The organism is Companilactobacillus muriivasis (assembly GCF_036246245.1).
Lineage (GTDB): Bacteria > Bacillota > Bacilli > Lactobacillales > Lactobacillaceae > Companilactobacillus > Companilactobacillus muriivasis.
Window position 1 is genome coordinate 57,504 of sequence record NZ_BTTQ01000001.1, and the last position, 18,183, is coordinate 75,686.

At 35.3% G+C, this 18,183-nt stretch carries 37 protein-coding genes; 35 read left to right on the forward strand and 2 right to left on the reverse strand.

What is annotated here, in order from left to right; all coding sequences use genetic code 11:
• Nucleotides 1-3 precede the first annotated feature (3 nt).
• From AAA923_RS00295 to AAA923_RS00390, 20 genes are all read left to right on the forward strand, one after another.
• Nucleotides 4-243 (forward strand): hypothetical protein, encoded by a 240-nt coding sequence (locus tag AAA923_RS00295; protein WP_338213836.1) that lies wholly within the window; start codon nucleotides 4-6, stop codon nucleotides 241-243.
• The gene (locus AAA923_RS00300; RefSeq protein ID WP_338213837.1) at nucleotides 243-431 is read left to right on the forward strand and encodes a hypothetical protein; all 189 of its coding nucleotides are present in this window, start codon (nucleotides 243-245) and stop codon (nucleotides 429-431) included. The genes AAA923_RS00295 and AAA923_RS00300 overlap by 1 nt, the downstream gene beginning before the upstream one ends.
• A gap of 121 nt (nucleotides 432-552) precedes the next feature.
• Nucleotides 553-1,752 carry a conserved phage C-terminal domain-containing protein gene (locus AAA923_RS00305; protein ID WP_338213838.1) on the forward strand — a complete coding sequence of 400 codons (1,200 nt, stop codon included), beginning with the start codon at nucleotides 553-555 and terminating at the stop codon, nucleotides 1,750-1,752.
• A complete protein-coding gene (locus AAA923_RS00310) occupies nucleotides 1,753-1,953 on the forward strand; it encodes a hypothetical protein (protein WP_338213839.1) in 201 nt (66 codons plus the stop codon).
• Nucleotides 1,943-2,437, forward strand: coding sequence for a single-stranded DNA-binding protein (gene ssb / locus AAA923_RS00315; protein ID WP_338213840.1), 495 nt, complete (start codon nucleotides 1,943-1,945; stop codon nucleotides 2,435-2,437). Before AAA923_RS00310 ends, ssb begins: the two co-directional genes overlap by 11 nt.
• A gap of 17 nt (nucleotides 2,438-2,454) precedes the next feature.
• Nucleotides 2,455-3,084 carry a hypothetical protein gene (locus AAA923_RS00320; protein WP_338213841.1) on the forward strand — a complete coding sequence of 210 codons (630 nt, stop codon included), beginning with the start codon at nucleotides 2,455-2,457 and terminating at the stop codon, nucleotides 3,082-3,084.
• 11 nt (nucleotides 3,085-3,095) lie between these two features.
• A complete protein-coding gene (locus AAA923_RS00325; RefSeq protein ID WP_338213842.1) occupies nucleotides 3,096-3,263 on the forward strand; it encodes a hypothetical protein in 168 nt (55 codons plus the stop codon).
• 6 nt (nucleotides 3,264-3,269) lie between these two features.
• On the forward strand, nucleotides 3,270-3,737 hold the full coding sequence (locus tag AAA923_RS00330) for a YfdP family phage-associated protein (protein WP_338213843.1): 468 nt from the start codon (nucleotides 3,270-3,272) through the stop codon (nucleotides 3,735-3,737).
• 10 nt (nucleotides 3,738-3,747) lie between these two features.
• Entirely contained in the window at nucleotides 3,748-4,497 is a 750-nt protein-coding gene (locus AAA923_RS00335; protein ID WP_338213844.1) for a hypothetical protein, read from the forward strand.
• Nucleotides 4,497-4,679 carry a hypothetical protein gene (locus AAA923_RS00340; protein WP_338213845.1) on the forward strand — a complete coding sequence of 61 codons (183 nt, stop codon included), beginning with the start codon at nucleotides 4,497-4,499 and terminating at the stop codon, nucleotides 4,677-4,679. Before AAA923_RS00335 ends, AAA923_RS00340 begins: the two co-directional genes overlap by 1 nt.
• The gene (locus AAA923_RS00345; protein WP_338213846.1) at nucleotides 4,680-5,006 is read left to right on the forward strand and encodes a hypothetical protein; all 327 of its coding nucleotides are present in this window, start codon (nucleotides 4,680-4,682) and stop codon (nucleotides 5,004-5,006) included.
• Entirely contained in the window at nucleotides 4,987-5,172 is a 186-nt protein-coding gene (locus AAA923_RS00350) for a DUF6877 family protein (RefSeq protein ID WP_338213847.1), read from the forward strand. The genes AAA923_RS00345 and AAA923_RS00350 overlap by 20 nt, the downstream gene beginning before the upstream one ends.
• Nucleotides 5,169-5,309, forward strand: coding sequence for a hypothetical protein (locus AAA923_RS00355; RefSeq protein WP_338213848.1), 141 nt, complete (start codon nucleotides 5,169-5,171; stop codon nucleotides 5,307-5,309). The genes AAA923_RS00350 and AAA923_RS00355 overlap by 4 nt, the downstream gene beginning before the upstream one ends.
• Nucleotides 5,302-5,640 (forward strand): hypothetical protein, encoded by a 339-nt coding sequence (locus AAA923_RS00360; RefSeq protein ID WP_338213849.1) that lies wholly within the window; start codon nucleotides 5,302-5,304, stop codon nucleotides 5,638-5,640. The genes AAA923_RS00355 and AAA923_RS00360 overlap by 8 nt, the downstream gene beginning before the upstream one ends.
• 10 nt (nucleotides 5,641-5,650) lie before the next feature.
• Nucleotides 5,651-6,073: a hypothetical protein gene (locus AAA923_RS00365; protein ID WP_338213850.1), complete on the forward strand. Its 423-nt coding sequence runs from the start codon at nucleotides 5,651-5,653 to the stop codon at nucleotides 6,071-6,073.
• Nucleotides 6,066-6,287, forward strand: a complete 222-nt coding sequence (locus AAA923_RS00370) for a hypothetical protein (protein ID WP_338213851.1) — start codon at nucleotides 6,066-6,068, stop codon at nucleotides 6,285-6,287. Before AAA923_RS00365 ends, AAA923_RS00370 begins: the two co-directional genes overlap by 8 nt.
• 253 nt (nucleotides 6,288-6,540) lie before the next feature.
• The gene (locus AAA923_RS00375; RefSeq protein WP_338213852.1) at nucleotides 6,541-6,909 is read left to right on the forward strand and encodes a hypothetical protein; all 369 of its coding nucleotides are present in this window, start codon (nucleotides 6,541-6,543) and stop codon (nucleotides 6,907-6,909) included.
• The gene (locus tag AAA923_RS00380) at nucleotides 6,890-7,102 is read left to right on the forward strand and encodes a hypothetical protein (RefSeq protein WP_338213854.1); all 213 of its coding nucleotides are present in this window, start codon (nucleotides 6,890-6,892) and stop codon (nucleotides 7,100-7,102) included. The genes AAA923_RS00375 and AAA923_RS00380 overlap by 20 nt, the downstream gene beginning before the upstream one ends.
• Before the next feature lie 102 nt (nucleotides 7,103-7,204).
• Complete coding sequence (locus AAA923_RS00385) at nucleotides 7,205-7,645, forward strand: ArpU family phage packaging/lysis transcriptional regulator (protein ID WP_338213856.1); 441 nt, start codon at nucleotides 7,205-7,207, stop codon at nucleotides 7,643-7,645.
• A 339-nt stretch (nucleotides 7,646-7,984) separates the two neighbouring features.
• A complete protein-coding gene (locus AAA923_RS00390) occupies nucleotides 7,985-8,230 on the forward strand; it encodes a hypothetical protein (RefSeq protein WP_338213857.1) in 246 nt (81 codons plus the stop codon).
• Nucleotides 8,231-8,259: 29 nt separating this feature from the next.
• On the opposite strand, the gene AAA923_RS00395 is transcribed toward AAA923_RS00390, so the two are convergent.
• Together AAA923_RS00395 and AAA923_RS00400 are read right to left on the reverse strand one after the other, a co-directional pair.
• On the reverse strand, nucleotides 8,260-8,652 hold the full coding sequence (locus tag AAA923_RS00395; protein ID WP_338213859.1) for a type II toxin-antitoxin system HicB family antitoxin: 393 nt from the start codon (nucleotides 8,650-8,652) through the stop codon (nucleotides 8,260-8,262).
• Nucleotides 8,653-8,700: 48 nt separating this feature from the next.
• Nucleotides 8,701-8,874, reverse strand: a complete 174-nt coding sequence (locus AAA923_RS00400; protein WP_338213860.1) for a type II toxin-antitoxin system HicA family toxin — start codon at nucleotides 8,872-8,874, stop codon at nucleotides 8,701-8,703.
• A gap of 141 nt (nucleotides 8,875-9,015) precedes the next feature.
• Here AAA923_RS00400 and AAA923_RS00405 point away from each other — a divergent pair, with 141 nt between their 5' ends.
• From AAA923_RS00405 to AAA923_RS00475, 15 genes are all read left to right on the forward strand, one after another.
• Nucleotides 9,016-9,198 (forward strand): hypothetical protein, encoded by a 183-nt coding sequence (locus AAA923_RS00405; protein WP_338213861.1) that lies wholly within the window; start codon nucleotides 9,016-9,018, stop codon nucleotides 9,196-9,198.
• Nucleotides 9,173-9,409 carry a hypothetical protein gene (locus AAA923_RS00410; protein ID WP_338213862.1) on the forward strand — a complete coding sequence of 79 codons (237 nt, stop codon included), beginning with the start codon at nucleotides 9,173-9,175 and terminating at the stop codon, nucleotides 9,407-9,409. Before AAA923_RS00405 ends, AAA923_RS00410 begins: the two co-directional genes overlap by 26 nt.
• Nucleotides 9,393-9,740: an HNH endonuclease gene (locus AAA923_RS00415; RefSeq protein WP_338213864.1), complete on the forward strand. Its 348-nt coding sequence runs from the start codon at nucleotides 9,393-9,395 to the stop codon at nucleotides 9,738-9,740. The genes AAA923_RS00410 and AAA923_RS00415 overlap by 17 nt, the downstream gene beginning before the upstream one ends.
• A gap of 163 nt (nucleotides 9,741-9,903) precedes the next feature.
• Nucleotides 9,904-10,368 carry a phage terminase small subunit P27 family gene (locus AAA923_RS00420; RefSeq protein WP_338213866.1) on the forward strand — a complete coding sequence of 155 codons (465 nt, stop codon included), beginning with the start codon at nucleotides 9,904-9,906 and terminating at the stop codon, nucleotides 10,366-10,368.
• Nucleotides 10,355-12,121: a terminase large subunit gene (locus tag AAA923_RS00425; protein WP_435890154.1), complete on the forward strand. Its 1,767-nt coding sequence runs from the start codon at nucleotides 10,355-10,357 to the stop codon at nucleotides 12,119-12,121. The genes AAA923_RS00420 and AAA923_RS00425 overlap by 14 nt, the downstream gene beginning before the upstream one ends.
• A 13-nt stretch (nucleotides 12,122-12,134) precedes the next feature.
• Complete coding sequence (locus tag AAA923_RS00430; RefSeq protein WP_338213868.1) at nucleotides 12,135-13,391, forward strand: phage portal protein; 1,257 nt, start codon at nucleotides 12,135-12,137, stop codon at nucleotides 13,389-13,391.
• Entirely contained in the window at nucleotides 13,342-14,079 is a 738-nt protein-coding gene (locus tag AAA923_RS00435; protein WP_338213869.1) for a head maturation protease, ClpP-related, read from the forward strand. Before AAA923_RS00430 ends, AAA923_RS00435 begins: the two co-directional genes overlap by 50 nt.
• Nucleotides 14,079-15,221 carry a phage major capsid protein gene (locus AAA923_RS00440; RefSeq protein ID WP_338213871.1) on the forward strand — a complete coding sequence of 381 codons (1,143 nt, stop codon included), beginning with the start codon at nucleotides 14,079-14,081 and terminating at the stop codon, nucleotides 15,219-15,221. Before AAA923_RS00435 ends, AAA923_RS00440 begins: the two co-directional genes overlap by 1 nt.
• A 193-nt stretch (nucleotides 15,222-15,414) precedes the next feature.
• Complete coding sequence (locus AAA923_RS00445) at nucleotides 15,415-15,753, forward strand: head-tail connector protein (RefSeq protein ID WP_338213872.1); 339 nt, start codon at nucleotides 15,415-15,417, stop codon at nucleotides 15,751-15,753.
• Complete coding sequence (locus AAA923_RS00450) at nucleotides 15,722-16,084, forward strand: head-tail adaptor protein (protein WP_338213873.1); 363 nt, start codon at nucleotides 15,722-15,724, stop codon at nucleotides 16,082-16,084. The genes AAA923_RS00445 and AAA923_RS00450 overlap by 32 nt, the downstream gene beginning before the upstream one ends.
• Nucleotides 16,081-16,503, forward strand: a complete 423-nt coding sequence (locus AAA923_RS00455) for an HK97-gp10 family putative phage morphogenesis protein (protein WP_338213875.1) — start codon at nucleotides 16,081-16,083, stop codon at nucleotides 16,501-16,503. The genes AAA923_RS00450 and AAA923_RS00455 overlap by 4 nt, the downstream gene beginning before the upstream one ends.
• Nucleotides 16,500-16,895 carry a hypothetical protein gene (locus tag AAA923_RS00460; RefSeq protein ID WP_338213877.1) on the forward strand — a complete coding sequence of 132 codons (396 nt, stop codon included), beginning with the start codon at nucleotides 16,500-16,502 and terminating at the stop codon, nucleotides 16,893-16,895. Before AAA923_RS00455 ends, AAA923_RS00460 begins: the two co-directional genes overlap by 4 nt.
• The gene (locus AAA923_RS00465; RefSeq protein WP_338213878.1) at nucleotides 16,888-17,589 is read left to right on the forward strand and encodes a major tail protein; all 702 of its coding nucleotides are present in this window, start codon (nucleotides 16,888-16,890) and stop codon (nucleotides 17,587-17,589) included. Before AAA923_RS00460 ends, AAA923_RS00465 begins: the two co-directional genes overlap by 8 nt.
• The gene (gene gpG, locus AAA923_RS00470) at nucleotides 17,589-17,981 is read left to right on the forward strand and encodes a phage tail assembly chaperone G (RefSeq protein WP_338213879.1); all 393 of its coding nucleotides are present in this window, start codon (nucleotides 17,589-17,591) and stop codon (nucleotides 17,979-17,981) included. The genes AAA923_RS00465 and gpG overlap by 1 nt, the downstream gene beginning before the upstream one ends.
• Nucleotides 17,982-18,040: 59 nt before the next feature.
• Nucleotides 18,041-18,178, forward strand: coding sequence for a hypothetical protein (locus AAA923_RS00475; protein ID WP_338213880.1), 138 nt, complete (start codon nucleotides 18,041-18,043; stop codon nucleotides 18,176-18,178).
• Nucleotides 18,179-18,183: the final 5 nt, after the last annotated feature.

The window sequence follows — 18,183 nt, forward strand, 5'->3', positions numbered from 1 at the left end:
AAAATGAATGAATTAAAACAATTGCAATATAAATTGCCAATTATAGCTATGGACAGACAGTATCGAAGTCTGGCTGAAAAAATTGAAAGAACAGTCAGTGAAGGTAATGATCATTTAACCATATTTCTTAATTTCAAATTATCAGATGAGGCTTTAGATGCTTTGAGTGAAGCACATATTTCAGTAACTCAAATAGAGGATGGGACATTACATTATAAGTTTGATATTGGGGGAATTTATTAATGACCATTTCAATACCACCAATCGTTTGGGTGCCAGTTCTATTTTTCTTATTGGGATTTATACTCAGACCTTTTTATGAGCATTCAATGATTCAAGAATACTTTGATTTATTTGCAAGTTACATTTGTGCTGATCCTAAATTTGAGGAAAAGAAAAAAGCCTTCCTCAATAAGAAGAAGGCTGCATAGTGTCGATACCATATCTTACAGGAATTGGTATCGATGAGTGTTGATAGTAAACACCCCAAACACATGTTTATTATACAACGCCTGAGGCTACAAAAAAATATTTATGTAAGGCGTGATTTATATGACTGATGAAACAGTTCAAAACTTTACGGGCATATGGATCTCAAAAAATATTTGGCTTGATAGAACACTCAGCGTAATTGAACGATTTTTTTATGCGGAAGTTATTGGATTGGCGGGCAAACGAGGATGTTATGCGAACAATCAGCACTTCAGTAAGATTCTTGGAATAAGTTCTGCACGTGTCTCACAGCTTATCAAGAGCCTCTCTGTAAGCAAATATATAACAGTTAAGCTCTTTTATAAGCAAGGGACTAAACAAGTTAATAGACGTGAAATTTACCCAATTAAAGTATATCCAATTCAGCAGCATAGAACTGATTTAACTGTTGAGGAGCTAGAAGACATTGATGATTACAAGCGAAACTTTAAAGGCGTTTGGATACCTAAAGAACTTCTATTTGATAAAAATATTAGCAAGATTCAAATGGCAATGATAACTGAAATAAGTAGTTTATCAAATGATGATACCGGATGTTTCGCTAGTAATACTCATTTTGCTAATTTTCTTGGTTGTAAGTCAGCAAGGGCATCTCAACTAACCACTGACTTGGAGAAGAAAAAATATATCGAAACCAAACGATTTTACAATCCAGATAAGCCCAAACAAATTATTAAGCGAGAGATTTACCTACTTAATAAATTTAATGGGGTACTTAATAAATTTGATGCCCCTACTTACAAAACTAAATACCCCTACTTAGAAAACTATAAGGATAGAGAACCATTACTAGATAACCATATAGATAATAATACTGTCGGGAAACCCGACCGTGCTATTCCATATCAATCAATAATCGATTACCTAAATACCAAAACAAAAAAATCATTTAAATCAACGACTATTAAAACGAGACAAGTAATTTCGGACAGATGGGATGAAGGATTTAGATTTGATGATTTTAAGAAGGTCGTTGATAACAAGATTATTAATTGGCTCAACGATCCTATCAGAAATATTTATTTGAGACCTGATACATTATTTGGCGATAAGTTTGAAAGTTATTTAAATGAAAAGCCAAACATTCCATTGAGCAAAAGAACTGGTAGACAGCCAATTGTTGAGGTTGGTACCGATTGGAGTGCTCCAGAGCATCAAGCGGATATTCCAACTGATGATGAATATGAGAAAAAAGCAAAAGAATTGGCTGAAAAGCTTGCTGCTACGAGAAAGAATATTAAAAACGATAAGGTGATTTAAATGGACGAAAGAGTAAAAAAGTTAAATAGCGCTCAAAAAGAACTGGTCGTTCGATTCAGCAATGAACTTCTTGCAGGTGGACCGGTAGTAGTTTTTACACAACGACTTATGATGACAAATTGTAGTGATCCAGAGATTGCCAGAGATTTTGCCAGTCAAATAATCGAATTAGAAAAGAGGACTACTAAACATGATCAATAGTGTGGTGCTGGTTGGAAGACTTACTAAAGACCCAAGCGTCCAGTTCACTCAGGGTGGCAATGGTGTAGCATACGTTAATTTCACTTTGGCCGTGAATAGAACATTCACTAACTCAAAGGGCGAACGTGAAGCAGATTTCATTAGCTGTCAGCTTTGGAAAAAAGCAGCCGAGAATCTTGGAAAATATGCTACTAAAGGGTCATTGATTGGTATTGATGGACGTATTCAAACTAGTTCATATGAAAATAATCAAGGACAGCGTATCTATCGGACAGATGTCATATCTGATCATTTCTCATTACTTGAATCAAGACAAGAGGCTGAATCACGTCATCAACATAATGGACAGGCTCAGCAAGGTAACGGCCATAGCAATCAGCAAAGAGGCTCAAATAATCCTAGCACGTCAAGCAACACAGATGGTGACCCGTTTGCTGATAACAGTAGACCAATAGATATATCTGATGATGATTTACCATTTTAGGTTAGGAGATGTTTCAGATGAACGATGTAAATTTTGATTTATGGTTCAATAACATAGTTTTAACTAAGACAATACACACGGATGATGTCATGGTGGCAACATTTCAACATCCTGGAACAATCATGTATAGCATTACTTACACTTTGTTAGCACATCCCCAATCGATTCAAATTACTGGTGATGCTGGTCAGGCAGTATTTTCTCCGACCTGGAATCCTGTTAGAAAAGTTAATTATGAGACGTATGCAACAGGCTACATCTTGGAAAAGTTGAACTGCTGTCGAAGGGATGAGGCGGATTATACGTTAGAAAACATTGAATCTGATTGGGACGATTTCAGCAAAGATTACGAGGATGAACCTGAATATCTAAAAGCTGTCAGAAAAATTGTTGATGATGTTTTAATTCCTAACGTTAATAGCGAACAGTTTGATATTTGGGCAGATGCACGTGAGGAAATGAATAATCCTGAAGTTGAATATCAAATTGATGTGGCTGATTTACCTGATATTTTGAGCATAGGTGCCAGACCAAATAGTAATAAGCTAATTTTCGTTGAAGGACTTAGAAGACTTGAAAAATATGGAGCTTTTGACAAGAACGTTAATAAGATTGTTATTGGTAATCCTGACGAATTTAAATATTAGGAGACGTACAAATGATTGAAAAACACATTAAACGTTTTAAAGAAGATCGTGATTATCTTGTTAAGCAGAATATTAAAAATTGGATTAGAGAAAATCGTATTCAGGTTATTTCAGTTGAAATGCGTGAAGGAACACGTAATCGTATTTCTGCCGATGTTACTTACAAGAAGGGAAAGTAATGAAGAATGACAAAAAATAGAAAACTAATTAATTTTGATTTATCAACAATGGCCAATGGTGGCGTTCAAGAAAAATTTGTTCAGGAATTGAAGAAAGTTACTGAAAATATTCTTGATCCCAATACCGATGCAAAAAAGAAACGGACAGTAACAATTACTTTGACCTATCAGCCAAATGATAATCGTGATGCTGTGTCTGTGTACTCAGAAGTCAAATCTAAGATAGTTCCACAAGATGGGGTATCAACTATATTGCTTGTCGGTAGAAACACTGATACAGGCTCAGTAGAGGCCAATGAGTTGAAGTCTGGTGTTAAAGGTCAGACATACTTTGATGATCACGGGGATGTTCGTACTGATACTGGTGAAAAGGTTGAAGATGTTGAAAAAAATGCTCCTGCAGCAAGCACTGCTAATAAAAATGAACCTCAAAAAATAGTTGATTTACAAAAACCAAATAAGGCAAAGGCATAGGTGATTAAAAATGGCAGATTTAACAAGAGAATCAATTCAAAAAATTCAAGAAATGGCTAATGAATCAGTTGGAGATAAGAGAATTGTTCAAATTAATGGAGAAAACTATCGGGTCGATAACGATGGGGATGTTAGATTAATCATCCCTCAAACCAATAGTTGTGATGAAGTTGGACTTTCAACCTTATCCGGATTAGTTGAGCTCTTAAAGAACATGAAGGAACGTTCAACAAATGAATTATTTGTTCAAGTTGTTTCCCCAGAACATGTTGAAGTATTTGGGGCTTTAGACAAGTACGGTCGTAGGGAAGACTTGGCTAATGTTTGTGCCATGATTCCAAGCTTTAACTTTGATGAATATTATGATGCTGAAACTTTGAATATCGCATTGCAATCACGTTTTGTGCAAACAACTGATAGAGATTTGATTTTAAAAGTCATCGGTAATTTGAAAGAGGAACAAGTTCATTCAGCTACTGATGATGGTGTAAGCCAGTCAGTTCAAGTCAAACAAGGTGTAGCGAGTGTTGCTGAAGTTAAAGCTCCAAACCCCGTAGCAATGAAACCATACCGTACCTTCGTTGAAGTTGATCAACCAATTAGTAATTTTATATTCAGAATGCGTGAGGGTATGCAAGCAGCCTTATTTGAAGCTGATGGTGGTGCCTGGAAAAATGAAGCGATGAATAATATTAAACAATACCTTTCAGATAATTTAGATGATGAAATTCAATCCGGTCATGTGACGGTGATTGCATAGTGAAAATTACAGATAGAGAGTTAGCTGTCTATCAAATGCATAAGAATCGTTATACAAGGATTGAGATTGCTGATGCGTTAAAGATTTCAGATGAGACAGTTGACTGGATTTTAAATAAAAATTCTTATCATCTTCGGAAGCTTGCTGAAATGGATGATGGATGTGAAAAGGGAGTTATTTAAATGGATGACAATTTTAAACCTAATCCTAAAGAGTTAATAAAATCGGTTAATAACTTGAGTATTATTCTATTCAAATTACTGGGAGTAAATATTGATTATGAATTGAAGGAACTTGAAAGCGGAGAGGTTAAGTATTTTGTTCCTCGGACCAATGCTAAGAATCAATTTGTTATGCCTCTGAAAATGTATTTAGGATTGAACAAATCAATACGAAAGAGACTAAGACATCTGAATATGGTTGAAATAGATATCAATTTGGATAGTAAAGATATTTTTGGTTTGATTGATGAAATAGAGGCTTTGAAAAATGAAAAAGAATCCCATTGAGATTTTTAAGGAATTGTATAAAAGCCTTCCGTATGAGGTAGTAAGTGATATTTGTCATCGTATGGAGGATTGGCTTGCGATGGGTGGTAAGGATACTGATCGTTATATGTGGGCTCAAATCGATTACGCTAATGCAATTATAAAAATTAGAGGTAGAAAAAAATGAATCCTAAACAGTTCAATGCAGTAGTTGAATATTTTGAAGAGTATTCAATGTTTGATAGTGAAGATGATAGACATGATGATGCTTATTCTTGTGCCGTGGCCATTGATGAGATTTTGAAGGAGAATGCTGATGAATGAAATAACTATTTTAAAAGAGGATATGGATGTTTTTAAGGAATTAGGAAGTGGATGGCCATATAAAGAATGGCTCAAAGAAAACAATTTGTCTGGAGATATTCATACCGCTGCTCAATATATTCTAAGAGAGGAAAATCATTGGAATACCTGGTTCACAAAATGGGTAGCAGCTAACTGTCATTGGTTAGTTAAGGTTAGAGATGATGGTTATACGATTAGAGTTATTAATAAGGTAATTACATTAGCTTCGATTGGTTATTCGGATAATGAAGAAGCTATTTTATCGAGCAAACCGCTGAATTATGAACATGGAGAAGTTATTGATGAATAAAGAAAAAATAATGAGTCTAGTAGATGAATATGGTGCTAAGCAATACGATGCTGGTGTTAATTATGACTATGGGAGTGATATGGATGCTGAAGTTTTCAAAGATTTACAAATGCGCATTTATAACATTAAAGAAGAACTTTATTCTAAACCAATTATGCCTAAGGTCTTTGATTACTGGTACAAATGCTATGCACCTAAGTATAGAAATAGGGTAAATAATGAAAAGGTTATCGATCCTTTAGATAAGATTGAAATGGTGGCCAATCTTTTAAATGTTGAATATGGAAATTATAGTGATAATCCTACGGAGGATAGTAATGATTGGTACGATTTAAAATTGTTTGATGATTGGTTATCAAAAGACGATTTGAACTTTGCCAAAGCTGTTGAAGTAATAATGGATAACGGTAATTATGAGGTGGAGCATGGCTAAATGGGTAACGGTACGTATTAATCACGAAACGGGAATAACGTTGGAAACTCTAAAGATAAATCGTATTAAAGGGATGTATACATCTTCAGTAATAATGACAACTAATTACTTTATTGCTTATGACGGTATGTTTGGATATCAAGCATTGGAAACTACTAAAGCCGATTATAAATTGTTAACAAGAATTTTAGAGTTACCAGAATTAAACATTTGAGAGGAAACAAGATAATGAATGCTTGTTGGTACTGTAATCCAATTGCTATTTCAAATAATGGATCTGTAACAATTACTAGAAGAGGATTTTTAAAGATTCTGGCTGGCGAAGGTAAATTCTTTTATACAAAGTATTGTCCGATATGTCGTAAGCCATTTAACAGGAGGAACAAACGTTAATAGACGCAGGTAATGTATTATATACAATTTCAAGTTTCTTATTTGCGATTTTTGTTATTTCTAACTTTATATACATGTATAAATATAAAGAATTAGTCAAAATTGAATCTAAGAGAATTGATGAAGAAAAAAGTAATCTTCAAGAATATCAACGCAAGTCAGATGAAAGATTGTTATCTAACAAGCAGATATTAGAATCAATTAATAAAAAAGCCTTGGCTGATACGAAAATTCTTAAAATGATTATTCGCGAGAATGAAGAACGTGTCGCTGCAATTAATAAGTTAGACATCCCTGATTATATTCATATTGATAAAAATGGTTCGATATTTGCCGTGAATGGTGATATTGCTGAAAGGGTCCTGACTCATGATCAAGTACTAGGAATGTTCTTAATTATGAAAAGTCTATGGGGGACGAGTGATGTACGTAGCAAAGATTAATAATGATTTATATTTGAAAAAGGTGTTTGAAGAAAATGATTGGCATGGTACTCAAACCATTGATTATAAAGTATCAAATTCATTAAAAAAGGCTAAGTTCTTTGAATCCCTTGATGATGAAGATTCCTTAATTGAGAACTTAAAAACATTTGGTTTTAAATTTTATAAATTAGATGAGATTGAGGTTAATTGATGAAATAACAGAAAAAAAGACACCTACTAATCAGTAGATGTCTTTCTGTGGTGATATGTTGTTTTTTCGCAAATCAATTATATCACACGGGGGCTGTTACTTATGAGTTTATTACCGCGTATTAATGAAACAGAAACTCAAGATAAGGTCAGAGAGTATTTGAAAAAGGATTTTCCAAGGTTGGTTATGCAAGCTGGGTACTCAATGTTAGATGTTAAGTCCCCAAGTTTTGGTGGTATTGGTAGTAAGAGCAGCAATGTTAGAAATAGTTTGGAGGATAAGATAGTTGATCACTTCGAAGCAAGACCTAAAGTGATTGCCACCATCAGAGCTATTAATAACTGCCCTGGTAGATATTCTTTAATACTGAAGGATTTATATGTAAAAGGGATGAAAGACTATGAGACGGAGACTGATGTTAATTTCGGACATACACAATATCAAACAAAAAAGAAAATTGCATTATTATGGTTTGCCGATGCCTTTCAAGCTACTGAAGATTTGCATGTATATGAACAAGTCACATGGAGTCAATTCACTTAATTTCAAAAAGTGAACTTTTACCGAACTTTTAGTGAACAAAGACCGAACCGCGACCGAACTTTTAATGCGTTATATTGATATTGTTGATAATTACATAGAGATAGCGACAGGTTACTCTACCTCAAAAGGAGCATTTAATTATCAACAAAGTTAGTTCTAATTTGCTGGTGAGTTATGATAACGCTCATCATTTTGCGAGTGTTGGTACTATTTAAGGTTTAACACCTGGACGTTAGACCATTGTAAGATACTGAAATTCCTCCAAAATTATTTTAGATAGTCTTAATTATACTTGGGTCCGATTCCCAAGGCTCGCTTTGTAATGAAAGGAATGATGTTATGAAAACAGTTTTGAATGTTACCAAAGAAGATGACACCATATCAGTTCATGTTGATGAAGATGTCACTACCCAGGAACTTGAGTATGGATTAGTTAACGTAATGTATCACTTAATTATCCGAGATATGAAAGTTCGAGGTATCCGACTCAACAAAAACAATTTTAATAAAATTAACAATAATTATGGTGAAGTTGTTAAGGTTCATACCGGTGTAATGTGGGATTTAATTCATAAGAGAAAATAAAAAAGGTTGCGATTAATTGTCGCAGCCTTTTATGCGTTCAGTTTAGATTTAAGGGCATCGGTTAGAATCTCTGAGAAGTTAACTCCATTTTCTTTGCCAAGCATATTTAAATAGTTGGGTATGGTCAAAGTTTTTTTGATTAGTTTAGTATCATGTTTCTTTCGATAACTATCAATGTCAACGTCAACAAGAGTAACAACGTCTGTTTCTTTTGATTTTGGTAGTTCATAGTTCGAACTAGGCACTGGTTCATTGGAGTCTTGTAGATCCATAACCTTTAAGCCAATATAATCGCGTGCCATTTCAATAGAATTATCAATTGTTTTACCTTGAGTCATACCGTCAATATCTGGAATGCTAATGAAGTATGGTGTATCAGTATCATCAGTTTTAGTTATAACAATAGGATAAATTACTTTCATTATATTTCCTCCTTATGAGTGAACAATGAATACAGCAAAGCAAGGCCTCTATTCGAGGTCATGCTCTTTAATTAAGCTTTTGGCTAACATTTCGTTTATATCTTTATGACGAGGTATTTGTTCTTTATCCTTGCCGTTAGTCCAGATATCATGATTGCCACCATGTCTATATAAGTGCCAGCCATTTTTCTTGAATAGCTTAATTAACTTTGCTTGTTTCATTTGTTCACCCCTTTCTTTATTACTTAATAAGTATAACACGTATTAGTACGTACATCAATACGTATTAATACATTAGCTGAAATGAATTGGAGTTGGTAGAACATGACAGTTGGCACAATTAGTTGTATAGGTGATGCGCCAGTGTATAACCATAATGGTGATACAGTTGGGTATCTATTAAATGGAACATCATGGAGACTTGAAGGTTCAGATATTATCAATGATGAAGATTGTTATAGGTTATTTGATGATAAATGGATTCCCAAGAAGTTCATTACATTTAAAGGAGGAATAGTTAATGAAGAAAGTAATCGTTATGTCTGAAGATGAATATGATACAGCCATGCAGGGATTAGATGGCGTACCATTCAAGACTGATAGAGCAGAGGCAAGCAACGGTAGGTTCATTAGGTCAACCATAACCATCAGTAAGTCAGCGCTTGAAGATGCACTTAAGGCTAGAGAGTTTGAACTGGTCAAGCCAGAAGATGGCTCAAAGGTTAATTGGGATGCTGCTATTGTCTGGACAGACTGATAGGTACGTAAGATTCTATCATACGAAAGCATGGCATGATGCGAGACAGGCGACGCTAGTACGACAGCATTACCTATGCCAAGACTGTTTGAGAGAAGGCAAGATAACCATTGCTAAGACAGTCCATCATATCATTCCCTTAAGAGATGACTGGAGTAAGAGACTTGATCAAAATAATTTAGAAGTTATCTGTTTAGAACACCATAATCAAGAACATCCCGAAAAAGGTTCTGGTAATAAGCAATACTTCAAACATGAGGCTAAGGTTAAGAAACGTTCTGATGTTTTTAAGTTTGCATCGAATAAAGATGATGACAAATTGTTTTGGTAGCCCCCCTACCTCAAAAGATATTTGAACGAAATCCCAGACAACGGTGTAGTCCCAAATGCGTGATAAATTCGTTTTTCAATAAAAAAAGTTAATTCACATTAGCTCTAAACCATTACTGTATCAGTGGCTTGGAGCTTTTTTGTTGGGTGGAAAGGAGGAAACTTTGCCACAGAATGCTAAAAGTGCACTTCTACATGTTTTAGAAGGCAATCCGAATAACAAAACTAAAAAGGAATTACATAAACGTCAAAAAAATGAAGAGAAATTGAGTTTGCCAAGGGATAAGTTGGAGCCACCAACTTGGTTGACAGCAACAGGTGCTAAAGAGTTCAAACGAATTGTTGAAGTCATGGAACCAACCCAATTATTGACCAATGGTGATGTTAATACTTTGGCATTGTACTGTGATACGCTTGCTGACTATCATTCCTTTGATAGAAAAATTAAACAAAAAGGTTTCATGATGAAAGGACGAGTTAATCCATTTATTCGTGAGAAAAGAAATTCGGCTCAACTGTTGGATAAATTAGCGGGTGAGCTTGGAATGACTCCAGGTTCTCGTGCCTCGTTAGCAATAAGCATGCCTGCCGAGATTGACGGGGATGATAATAATGATGAGTTCGACTAATGTTTTAGATTATTCATTTACAGAGTTAACAAATTGGTGGGATAAATATAAGGCTGACCGTGAGGGATGGGCCTATCTTAAAAACCCCAGTCCAATATTATTAACAAATTATTATGCAAATATGGTAGTTGAAGGTGATATTCCGGCATCTAAGGAAGTCATTGCTGCATGTGAACGTCAATTGAAAGATTTAGAGAGACAAGGTACTGATGATTTTCCATGGGTATTTGATGAGGAAAAAGCATGGCGACCGATTCGTTTTATTGAATCTAAATGTAAGCCATCAAAAGGTGATTATAGTCAATTAGTATTGCAACCATGGCAACATTTCATTGTGGGATGTTTATGTGGTTGGGTGCATCGTGATACTGGATACCGTAGGTTTCGTGAAGGAGTAGTTTTCGTTGGCCGTAAGAATGGTAAGACAACACTAGAATCTGGTCTGGCTGATTATATGACTGGCTTTGATGGTGAACGTGGTGCTAATGTCTATTTTTTGGCCAATGATAAAGGGCAGGCCCATGAATTGTTTGATGAGTCTATGGCCATGATTAAATCATCACCGTTTCTTTCTGAAAGATTTGTTGCAAATAGGCAGGAAATTAGATTTCCAAAAAGAAAATGTACAATCGTTCCAATGTCAGCAGATACCAAAAATAAGGATGGGAAAAACCTTCACTTTGCTGTTTTTGATGAAATTCATGAATATAAGGACTATAGATTGATTAATGTAATGAAACGTTCCCGTGGTACAAGAAAACAGCCATTGATTATGTATATATCAACTGCAGGGACAGTTCTCGATGGTCCATTAATGGATTTCGTTGATAATGGTCAAGATTGTTTGAAGAATTATGACGATCACATTGATGAACGTACATTCTATTACTTAGCAAAGCTTGATAATAAGCAAGAAGCTAATGACCCCGAAATGTGGGAAAAAGCCAATCCTAACATTTGTTTAATGGAAATGGTAGACATGATAGGGGATTACAAGAAAGACCGTAAGAACCCTAGAGAATACGCTGATTGGATTACTAAGCAGTTCAATATTTTCAGTGAAACAGATGAGTTAAGTTTTGTTACTACTGATACAATTTTGAAAAATAATAAGGTTCTCAATATTAAATTACTTGAAGGCCGTGAGTGTACCGGTGGGTATGATTTATCGGAAACAGAAGATTTTACCTCTGCTTGTCTGGAGTTTCCTCTTGATGACGGAGGTATTTTTGTACTTGAGAAATCATGGGTTCCAGAAGCTAGGTACAAAAGGGATAAAAATCCTGAACGTATTAAAGCATGGGAAAAATCTGGGGAGTTAGAAATTATTCCAGGTGACTATGTTAAATATGAATATGTTTTAGACTGGTTTACTGAGATGAGTAATAAATATCAAATTACTAAGGTAATGTATGATCCCGCCAAGGCTTTACTACTTAATAAAGCGATGGAGAATTATGGCTTTGTTACTCAAGAGGTAAGACAAGGATTCTTGACACTTGGTGGACCAATGCAGAACCTGAAAGAGCTTCTACTTGATGGGAAGGTTATTTATAACAATTCCAAATTATTTCGTTGGTATTTAAATAATATCAAGCTCATCAAGGATAGAAATGATAATTGGTTGCCACAAAAACAAACATTGTCACGTAAGATTGATGGTTTTGCGGCCCTATTGGATGCTCATGTTGATGTAGTAAACAAATTGATTAAGCAACAAGGAAGTAGAATTACATTCGTATCATTTGATTAAAGGAGGTGATTGAATGGGCCTAATGAATAGGTTCAAACAATTTTTTCGATCTAAGTCAGATAAGAAGAGTTGGTCTGGAAAGGCTTTCGATTTTTCTGATTGGTTCGGCAAATCTTTTTATGGATCCAAACAACATGCATTGGAAACCAATGAAACAATTTTTAGCGTAATTACCAGATTATCAAATACGCTATCATCATTGCCAGTTAAGGAATTAAAGAAGCAAGAGGAAGTTAATGATTCGGTCAGTAGATTAATAAAGTATGCTCCAAATGATAATATGACGGCATTTGATTTTATTAATCGCTTGGAAACTGATCGAAATACTTACGGTAACGGATATGCGATTATTGAACGTAATGATTACAATATTCCAGAAAATTTAATTCCAATAAACCCATTGGATGTAGAGCCGGTGATTAATAAAGATGATGGTAGTCTTTGGTACCATGTAATCTCAGCACAATACAATATCAATACCTACGTATTCAATCAGGATATTATTCATGTTAAACATATTGCAGGTGCTTCGAGGTATTCAGGCATTTCGCCATTAGATGTACTTAGGGGTGCTTTAGATTTTGATGATTCAGTTAAAGAATTCTCTTTGAATGAAATGAATAAGAAAGATAGCTTTATTTTGAAATATGGAGCTGGAGTCAGCCCTGACCAAATCCAGAGAATTATTGCAATGTTCAAAAAATATAATCAGTCTAGTTCAGGGGTATTATTTCAAGAACCTGGTGTAGAAATTACGCAACTTCAGAGAAATTTTATTTCTGCAGACCTAAAGAACATGAACGATATTACTGATAAAAGAATTGCTAATGCTTTCAATGTTCCAATTCAATTCTTAAATGCCACAACGGGTGGAACGTTCAGTTCTAACGAGCAATTAATGACCCAATTTGTACAAATGACGTTGACTCCAATTGTTCGGCAGTATGAACAAGAATTTGAGAAAAAACTTTTAACTTCAGCAGATTTAAATGGTGGAAGTTATTTCAAATTCAATATGAACTCATTGCTTCGAGGTGACATGCAGGCAAGAGCAAACTTCTATCAGATTATGCGCCGTAATGGTATTTATACAACGAATGACATTCTTGATTTGGAAGATTTACCTGAATCAGGGGATGAATATGCCGATAAATTATTTGTTTCCGGAGATCTATATCCAATAGATATGGACCCAACTCAACGAAAGGGGGTGACAAAGAATGCCACAACAGAAGAAACCCAAGTTTTGGGAAATGACCCAAACAAGTAATGACAGTGCCGATGTAAATATTGATGGTGAAATTGTTAGTCAAAAGTGGGATGACTCAGATACTACCGGTGCCTCATTCAGAGATGATTTGAAGCAATTAGGGGATGTTAAGACTATTAATCTTCATATCAACTCGCCTGGTGGTTCTGTATTTGAGGGAATCTCAATTTACAATCAGTTAAAACAAAATAAAGCTACCGTGAATGTATATGTTGACGGTTTAGCAGCATCAATCGCAAGTGTCATCGCAATGTCGGGTGACACTATTTTTATGCCCGAAAATTCAATGATGATGATTCATAATCCTATGACTTTTGTTGCAGGTAATGCTGAACAACTACGCAAGCAAGCTGATGATTTGGACCGTGTTAGAGAAACTTCAGTTGCTACTTATTTAGCAAAATCGAATGGAAAGATTACAGAAAACGATTTGAAAAAATTGATGGACGATGAGACCTGGTTATCTGCCGATGAGGCGGTCAATTATGGTCTTGCAGACGAGGTTCTTGAAGCAAATAAGGCGGTGGCTTGTGTAGTTCCCGATAAATTCAAGAATATGTTTCAACATTTGCCATCTCAAATTGTTAAAGAAGAATCCAAACAAGTATCAGAATCACGTCTTAAGTTAATTGAAAAGGCAAAACAAAATAATGAAAAAATCAAACAAACATTAGGAGGAACAAATTAATGCCAGTAACTTTATATCAAATGCGAGATAATCTTTCCCAACTAGGGCAAGAATTACAACAAGTAAATGATGAAATTGCTATGAAAGCTGGGAACCCATCAATTCCGGATAAAGAATTAAACGACCTAAGCCAAAAGGCAGACGGACTAGAATCACGGTTTAATATGTTGAAGGGTCAAGTTGATAAGAGAGAAAAATCTGAATCTAAAAAAGGGAAAGATTTTAAGAACCTATTAGATCCTAAAGAAAAGAAAACTCACGCTTATGCTCAACTTATTCGTTCTGTCATGCGTAATGAGGCGCCATCTAAGGATATTTTGCAGGTTCTTGGTGATGATAATGGTTCTGATGGTGGTTCAAATGGACAAGCATTTCTACCTACAACCGTTTCAAATGATATTATTGCGGAACCTTTGGATAACAACCCACTTCGACAGGATGAAGTTATGTCTACAATCATTAATTTAGTCTTGCCAAGAATTCAATTCGAAATTGATGATGATAGCTTTGTTGATGATCAACAAGTTGCAAACGAATTAAAGACCAAGGGCGATACTGTATCATTCGGTCGATACAAGACCAAGATTAAAGCAGCTATTTCAGAATCAATTTTAATGGGAACTGATACTGCTTTGGTTAAGTATGTGAATGCAAAATTACAATCAGGATTGGCCATGAAAGAGAAACGGGTTGCTTTTTCAAAGGAACCTAAAGCTGGTCAAGAACATATGAGCTTCTATTCTGATGATGTTGCTATTAAGAAGATTAATGGTTCATCAATGTTCGATGCAATCATGAAGAGTTTGGCCGATATTCCAGATGGCTTCCAAGCTGGTATTAAAATCTATATGGCAAGACCTGATTACTTAGCTATGATTAAGGAATTGTCCAATGGCAGCGTAGATTTATTTGGTAAAAAGCCAGAAGAAATTTTGGGTTATCCAGTTAGATTTAGTGAATTGGCCACAACTCCAGTTGTAGGTAATTTCAACTATGCTCAACTTAACTATGAAATTACTTCAACATTGTACGAACAATGGAAGGATTACGATAAGGGAATCAATTATTTCCAAATCACAGCATGGTTTGATCACCAAATTCTTCTTGCTTCAGCATTTCGTTTGGCCATTGTGGGAAAATAGTAACCCCACCTGATGAGAATGGTGGGGCCAGCGCCGATACATTTGATGTTAATGGAGATGTGAAACCAACAACTGATCAAACGGTTGCACAAATTACTGATTGGTTGAAGGCTCATAGTATCGATACAACTGGTAAGACAACTAAGACTGATTTATTAACATTAGTACCCGATAAATAGAGGTTGGTGATTAAATGGCTGAAGATGATGTAGATACTCTCATCAATAATCTCCGCATCGATAATGCAGATAATTCTGAAGTGTCAACTTATCGTGATGTGGCAATTGATACTATTGTTTCTTCAATCGGTGGAACTAAAGATGATGATTTCTATAAAAAGAATCCAAGATTCAATTTAGCAGTTCAAATGCTAACTGATTATTATTACAAAAATAAGTCTGCAACTACCGCAAGTAAGGAAAAAGAAACTTACTATGGTGTGCAGACTTTTATTTTGCAATTAAAACCAGAGTATCAAAAGTGGAAGGAGGTTCAGGACGATGTCGATAGCTCAAACGGGGATGTTGAATGAACGAATCAAAATAGTTTCCAAAGGTGAAGACTCAACTGATGAATATGGGGATCCAACACCTGGTGCTGATAAGACTATTTATCCAAAACTATTTGCTATGGAAAGAACTAAAAAAGCAGATGAAATTGCTTCAAATCCGGAAGCGTTTAGAGACCAGGTACAGTTCGTTATCCGTCACCGCAGGCGAACTGAACCTCTCATCACGTCTGACATGCGCCTAGTTCACCTCCAAAATCCTGAAAATATTGAGTATCAAATAACTGCAGTTAATTACGATACTCAGTACCAAGAGTGGGATGTAATAGTTTGTGAAAGGATTGGTCAAAAATGAGTTTTAGTGTTGATGAAGATGTAACTTCAAACCTTTCATCTTTGGGACGAAAAGGTAAAACAATTCGTAATAAAGCATTACGAGCCGGCCGTGATCTTGTAGTTCATAATCTCGAAGCTAATACTCCATATGAAAATCAGTCTGACAGGTCATGGAAGGGTCAACGTGAGATGGACAAAATCACTGGCCATAAAACGACTTTCAAGCATTTAAAGGATGACATTGTCTATTCAGGTGTTGATCAAACTGGAGCAGTTAAAGTTGGCTTTGGGCCAGACACATACTGGCGTGTTCATTTTGTGGAGCTTGGAACAATTAACCAGGCACCACAACCATTCATTTCTAACACTCTTAATCAAAGTCAAGAAGGCTACAAAGATATTATTGAAAAGACAGTACGTGAGGAGCTGGGATTATGATTCGAAGTGCTGCTATTCAAGTTGGAAATTTAATTAAATCAATGAATATCGGATTTGATGATTCTAATCTTTTTATTAATAAGAAGATTCCAGAAAAGCTGCTGCAGAATAAATCATTTCCAATTATTCAGATTTATACGTTACCGACTAGTTCATATATCTATGCTAGTAATAGAAAAAATCATGAAACAGTAAGTTGCCAGGTGAATGTTCTGGCAGTTACTAATCGTGAAATAGAGAAATATCAAAATCTAATCGAATCATATTTAAGCACTCATCAATTTGGGTGCTTTTTTGATACCCAAGAATCAGATGATAACTATGACGTTCAACGTTTGATTCTCCGATTTGATAAAACACAAAATATAAAGGAGATTTTACAAAATGGTTGATACACCAACAGGTACTAAGAAGTTAAAAGCAATTGGTACTCAAGGTTTTAGACGAGTAATCTTTGGAATCCTTGATGATCAAGAGAATGTTACAAAGGTTGTTTCAATTGGTGAAGATTCCGGTGGTGCAGTTGAACTGAAGACTTCTGGATTCTCTGGTCAAATGAACGTTACTTATGCTTCAAATATTGCTTACTATGTTTCAAATGCTGTTACTGGTACAGGAAAGATTGAACTAACAGCAATGGAATTGCCATCTGATGTTTCGACAGAGATTTTAGGTGATGAAGTCAATGAAGATGCGGTTTATATGACTAAATCAGATGTTCACCAACCTTATGTAGCAATCATTGGTGAAGCTCAAGATCTCAACAATAATCCGATGTGGATTGGAATCGCTAAAGCAAAGTTTGCAACAACTGATGCAGAAGATTTGAAGACCGGCGAAGATAAAGGTATGACGCCTGGCAACGTTTCACTAACTGGGAATGCAATTACTCGTAGAAAAGATAAATTAGTCAAAACTAAGGCATCTAATTCAAATGGGACTACTTTAGCTCAATTTGCAAAAGTTGTATTTCCTGGATTTACTGGCGATTTGGACGATTCAACTCAAACACTCGATAACGAAGGTCATAAGACTACTGATGATTCATCAACTACACCAACAACTAATGAAGGAGCAACTGCATAATGATTTCAATTAAACTTTATAATCCAAAATCCGGTGAAACTAACTACTACGAGCAACAACATATTTCTTTTGGTGAACTCAAATCTGTTTTGAAGTTCAACAAGACACAATCTGAAGATGCTGCTGAACTTAAAATTCTGAATGCCAAGTTGGATGCTGGAAAGCTTTTAACTAGCGCCGAAGAAAAAAAGTATGTCGATTTATCTGGTAAAGATGATGTTTATTTGGAAATGCTTGAAACTCTTGTAGCTAAGTTATTCAAAAATCCTAAAGTTACGGTCGAATCAATCGATGAGGGCTTATCTGCGGAAGGTATGACAACACTCAAAGACATCCTAGCTGATGCTATGGGTGGAATCGATGCAGATGAGAATCATCCAGCAAAAAAATAACGCCAGCTGAAGGTCTCAAAATCCTTGATGATTTAACCCAAAAGCAAATGCAGAATGGTGTGTCATTCAAGGATATTGATGATGTAGATGCTGACAGCTTTCTAGATTATTTACAAAGAATTTCTCAATCAGAAGATAGTGGTTCAAGTGCTGATACTCAAATGATGTCAGCCCAGGACTTTTATAACAACTTCTAAAGGAG

Coding starts and splice junctions, on each gene's coding strand:
- AAA923_RS00295 (WP_338213836.1), top strand. CDS start 4: ATGAATGAATTAAAACAATTGCAATATAAATTGCCAATTATAGCTATG.
- AAA923_RS00300 (WP_338213837.1), top strand. CDS start 243: ATGACCATTTCAATACCACCAATCGTTTGGGTGCCAGTTCTATTTTTC.
- AAA923_RS00305 (WP_338213838.1), top strand. CDS start 553: ATGACTGATGAAACAGTTCAAAACTTTACGGGCATATGGATCTCAAAA.
- AAA923_RS00310 (WP_338213839.1), top strand. CDS start 1,753: ATGGACGAAAGAGTAAAAAAGTTAAATAGCGCTCAAAAAGAACTGGTC.
- ssb (WP_338213840.1), top strand. CDS start 1,943: ATGATCAATAGTGTGGTGCTGGTTGGAAGACTTACTAAAGACCCAAGC.
- AAA923_RS00320 (WP_338213841.1), top strand. CDS start 2,455: ATGAACGATGTAAATTTTGATTTATGGTTCAATAACATAGTTTTAACT.
- AAA923_RS00325 (WP_338213842.1), top strand. CDS start 3,096: ATGATTGAAAAACACATTAAACGTTTTAAAGAAGATCGTGATTATCTT.
- AAA923_RS00330 (WP_338213843.1), top strand. CDS start 3,270: ATGACAAAAAATAGAAAACTAATTAATTTTGATTTATCAACAATGGCC.
- AAA923_RS00335 (WP_338213844.1), top strand. CDS start 3,748: ATGGCAGATTTAACAAGAGAATCAATTCAAAAAATTCAAGAAATGGCT.
- AAA923_RS00345 (WP_338213846.1), top strand. CDS start 4,680: ATGGATGACAATTTTAAACCTAATCCTAAAGAGTTAATAAAATCGGTT.
- AAA923_RS00350 (WP_338213847.1), top strand. CDS start 4,987: ATGAAAAAGAATCCCATTGAGATTTTTAAGGAATTGTATAAAAGCCTT.
- AAA923_RS00355 (WP_338213848.1), top strand. CDS start 5,169: ATGAATCCTAAACAGTTCAATGCAGTAGTTGAATATTTTGAAGAGTAT.
- AAA923_RS00360 (WP_338213849.1), top strand. CDS start 5,302: ATGAATGAAATAACTATTTTAAAAGAGGATATGGATGTTTTTAAGGAA.
- AAA923_RS00365 (WP_338213850.1), top strand. CDS start 5,651: ATGAGTCTAGTAGATGAATATGGTGCTAAGCAATACGATGCTGGTGTT.
- AAA923_RS00370 (WP_338213851.1), top strand. CDS start 6,066: ATGGCTAAATGGGTAACGGTACGTATTAATCACGAAACGGGAATAACG.
- AAA923_RS00375 (WP_338213852.1), top strand. CDS start 6,541: ATGTATAAATATAAAGAATTAGTCAAAATTGAATCTAAGAGAATTGAT.
- AAA923_RS00380 (WP_338213854.1), top strand. CDS start 6,890: ATGTACGTAGCAAAGATTAATAATGATTTATATTTGAAAAAGGTGTTT.
- AAA923_RS00385 (WP_338213856.1), top strand. CDS start 7,205: ATGAGTTTATTACCGCGTATTAATGAAACAGAAACTCAAGATAAGGTC.
- AAA923_RS00390 (WP_338213857.1), top strand. CDS start 7,985: ATGAAAACAGTTTTGAATGTTACCAAAGAAGATGACACCATATCAGTT.
- AAA923_RS00395 (WP_338213859.1), bottom strand. CDS start 8,652: ATGAAAGTAATTTATCCTATTGTTATAACTAAAACTGATGATACTGAT.
- AAA923_RS00400 (WP_338213860.1), bottom strand. CDS start 8,874: ATGAAACAAGCAAAGTTAATTAAGCTATTCAAGAAAAATGGCTGGCAC.
- AAA923_RS00410 (WP_338213862.1), top strand. CDS start 9,173: ATGAAGAAAGTAATCGTTATGTCTGAAGATGAATATGATACAGCCATG.
- AAA923_RS00425 (WP_435890154.1), top strand. CDS start 10,355: ATGAGTTCGACTAATGTTTTAGATTATTCATTTACAGAGTTAACAAAT.
- AAA923_RS00430 (WP_338213868.1), top strand. CDS start 12,135: ATGGGCCTAATGAATAGGTTCAAACAATTTTTTCGATCTAAGTCAGAT.
- AAA923_RS00435 (WP_338213869.1), top strand. CDS start 13,342: ATGCCACAACAGAAGAAACCCAAGTTTTGGGAAATGACCCAAACAAGT.
- AAA923_RS00440 (WP_338213871.1), top strand. CDS start 14,079: ATGCCAGTAACTTTATATCAAATGCGAGATAATCTTTCCCAACTAGGG.
- AAA923_RS00445 (WP_338213872.1), top strand. CDS start 15,415: ATGGCTGAAGATGATGTAGATACTCTCATCAATAATCTCCGCATCGAT.
- AAA923_RS00450 (WP_338213873.1), top strand. CDS start 15,722: ATGTCGATAGCTCAAACGGGGATGTTGAATGAACGAATCAAAATAGTT.
- AAA923_RS00455 (WP_338213875.1), top strand. CDS start 16,081: ATGAGTTTTAGTGTTGATGAAGATGTAACTTCAAACCTTTCATCTTTG.
- AAA923_RS00460 (WP_338213877.1), top strand. CDS start 16,500: ATGATTCGAAGTGCTGCTATTCAAGTTGGAAATTTAATTAAATCAATG.
- AAA923_RS00465 (WP_338213878.1), top strand. CDS start 16,888: ATGGTTGATACACCAACAGGTACTAAGAAGTTAAAAGCAATTGGTACT.
- gpG (WP_338213879.1), top strand. CDS start 17,589: ATGATTTCAATTAAACTTTATAATCCAAAATCCGGTGAAACTAACTAC.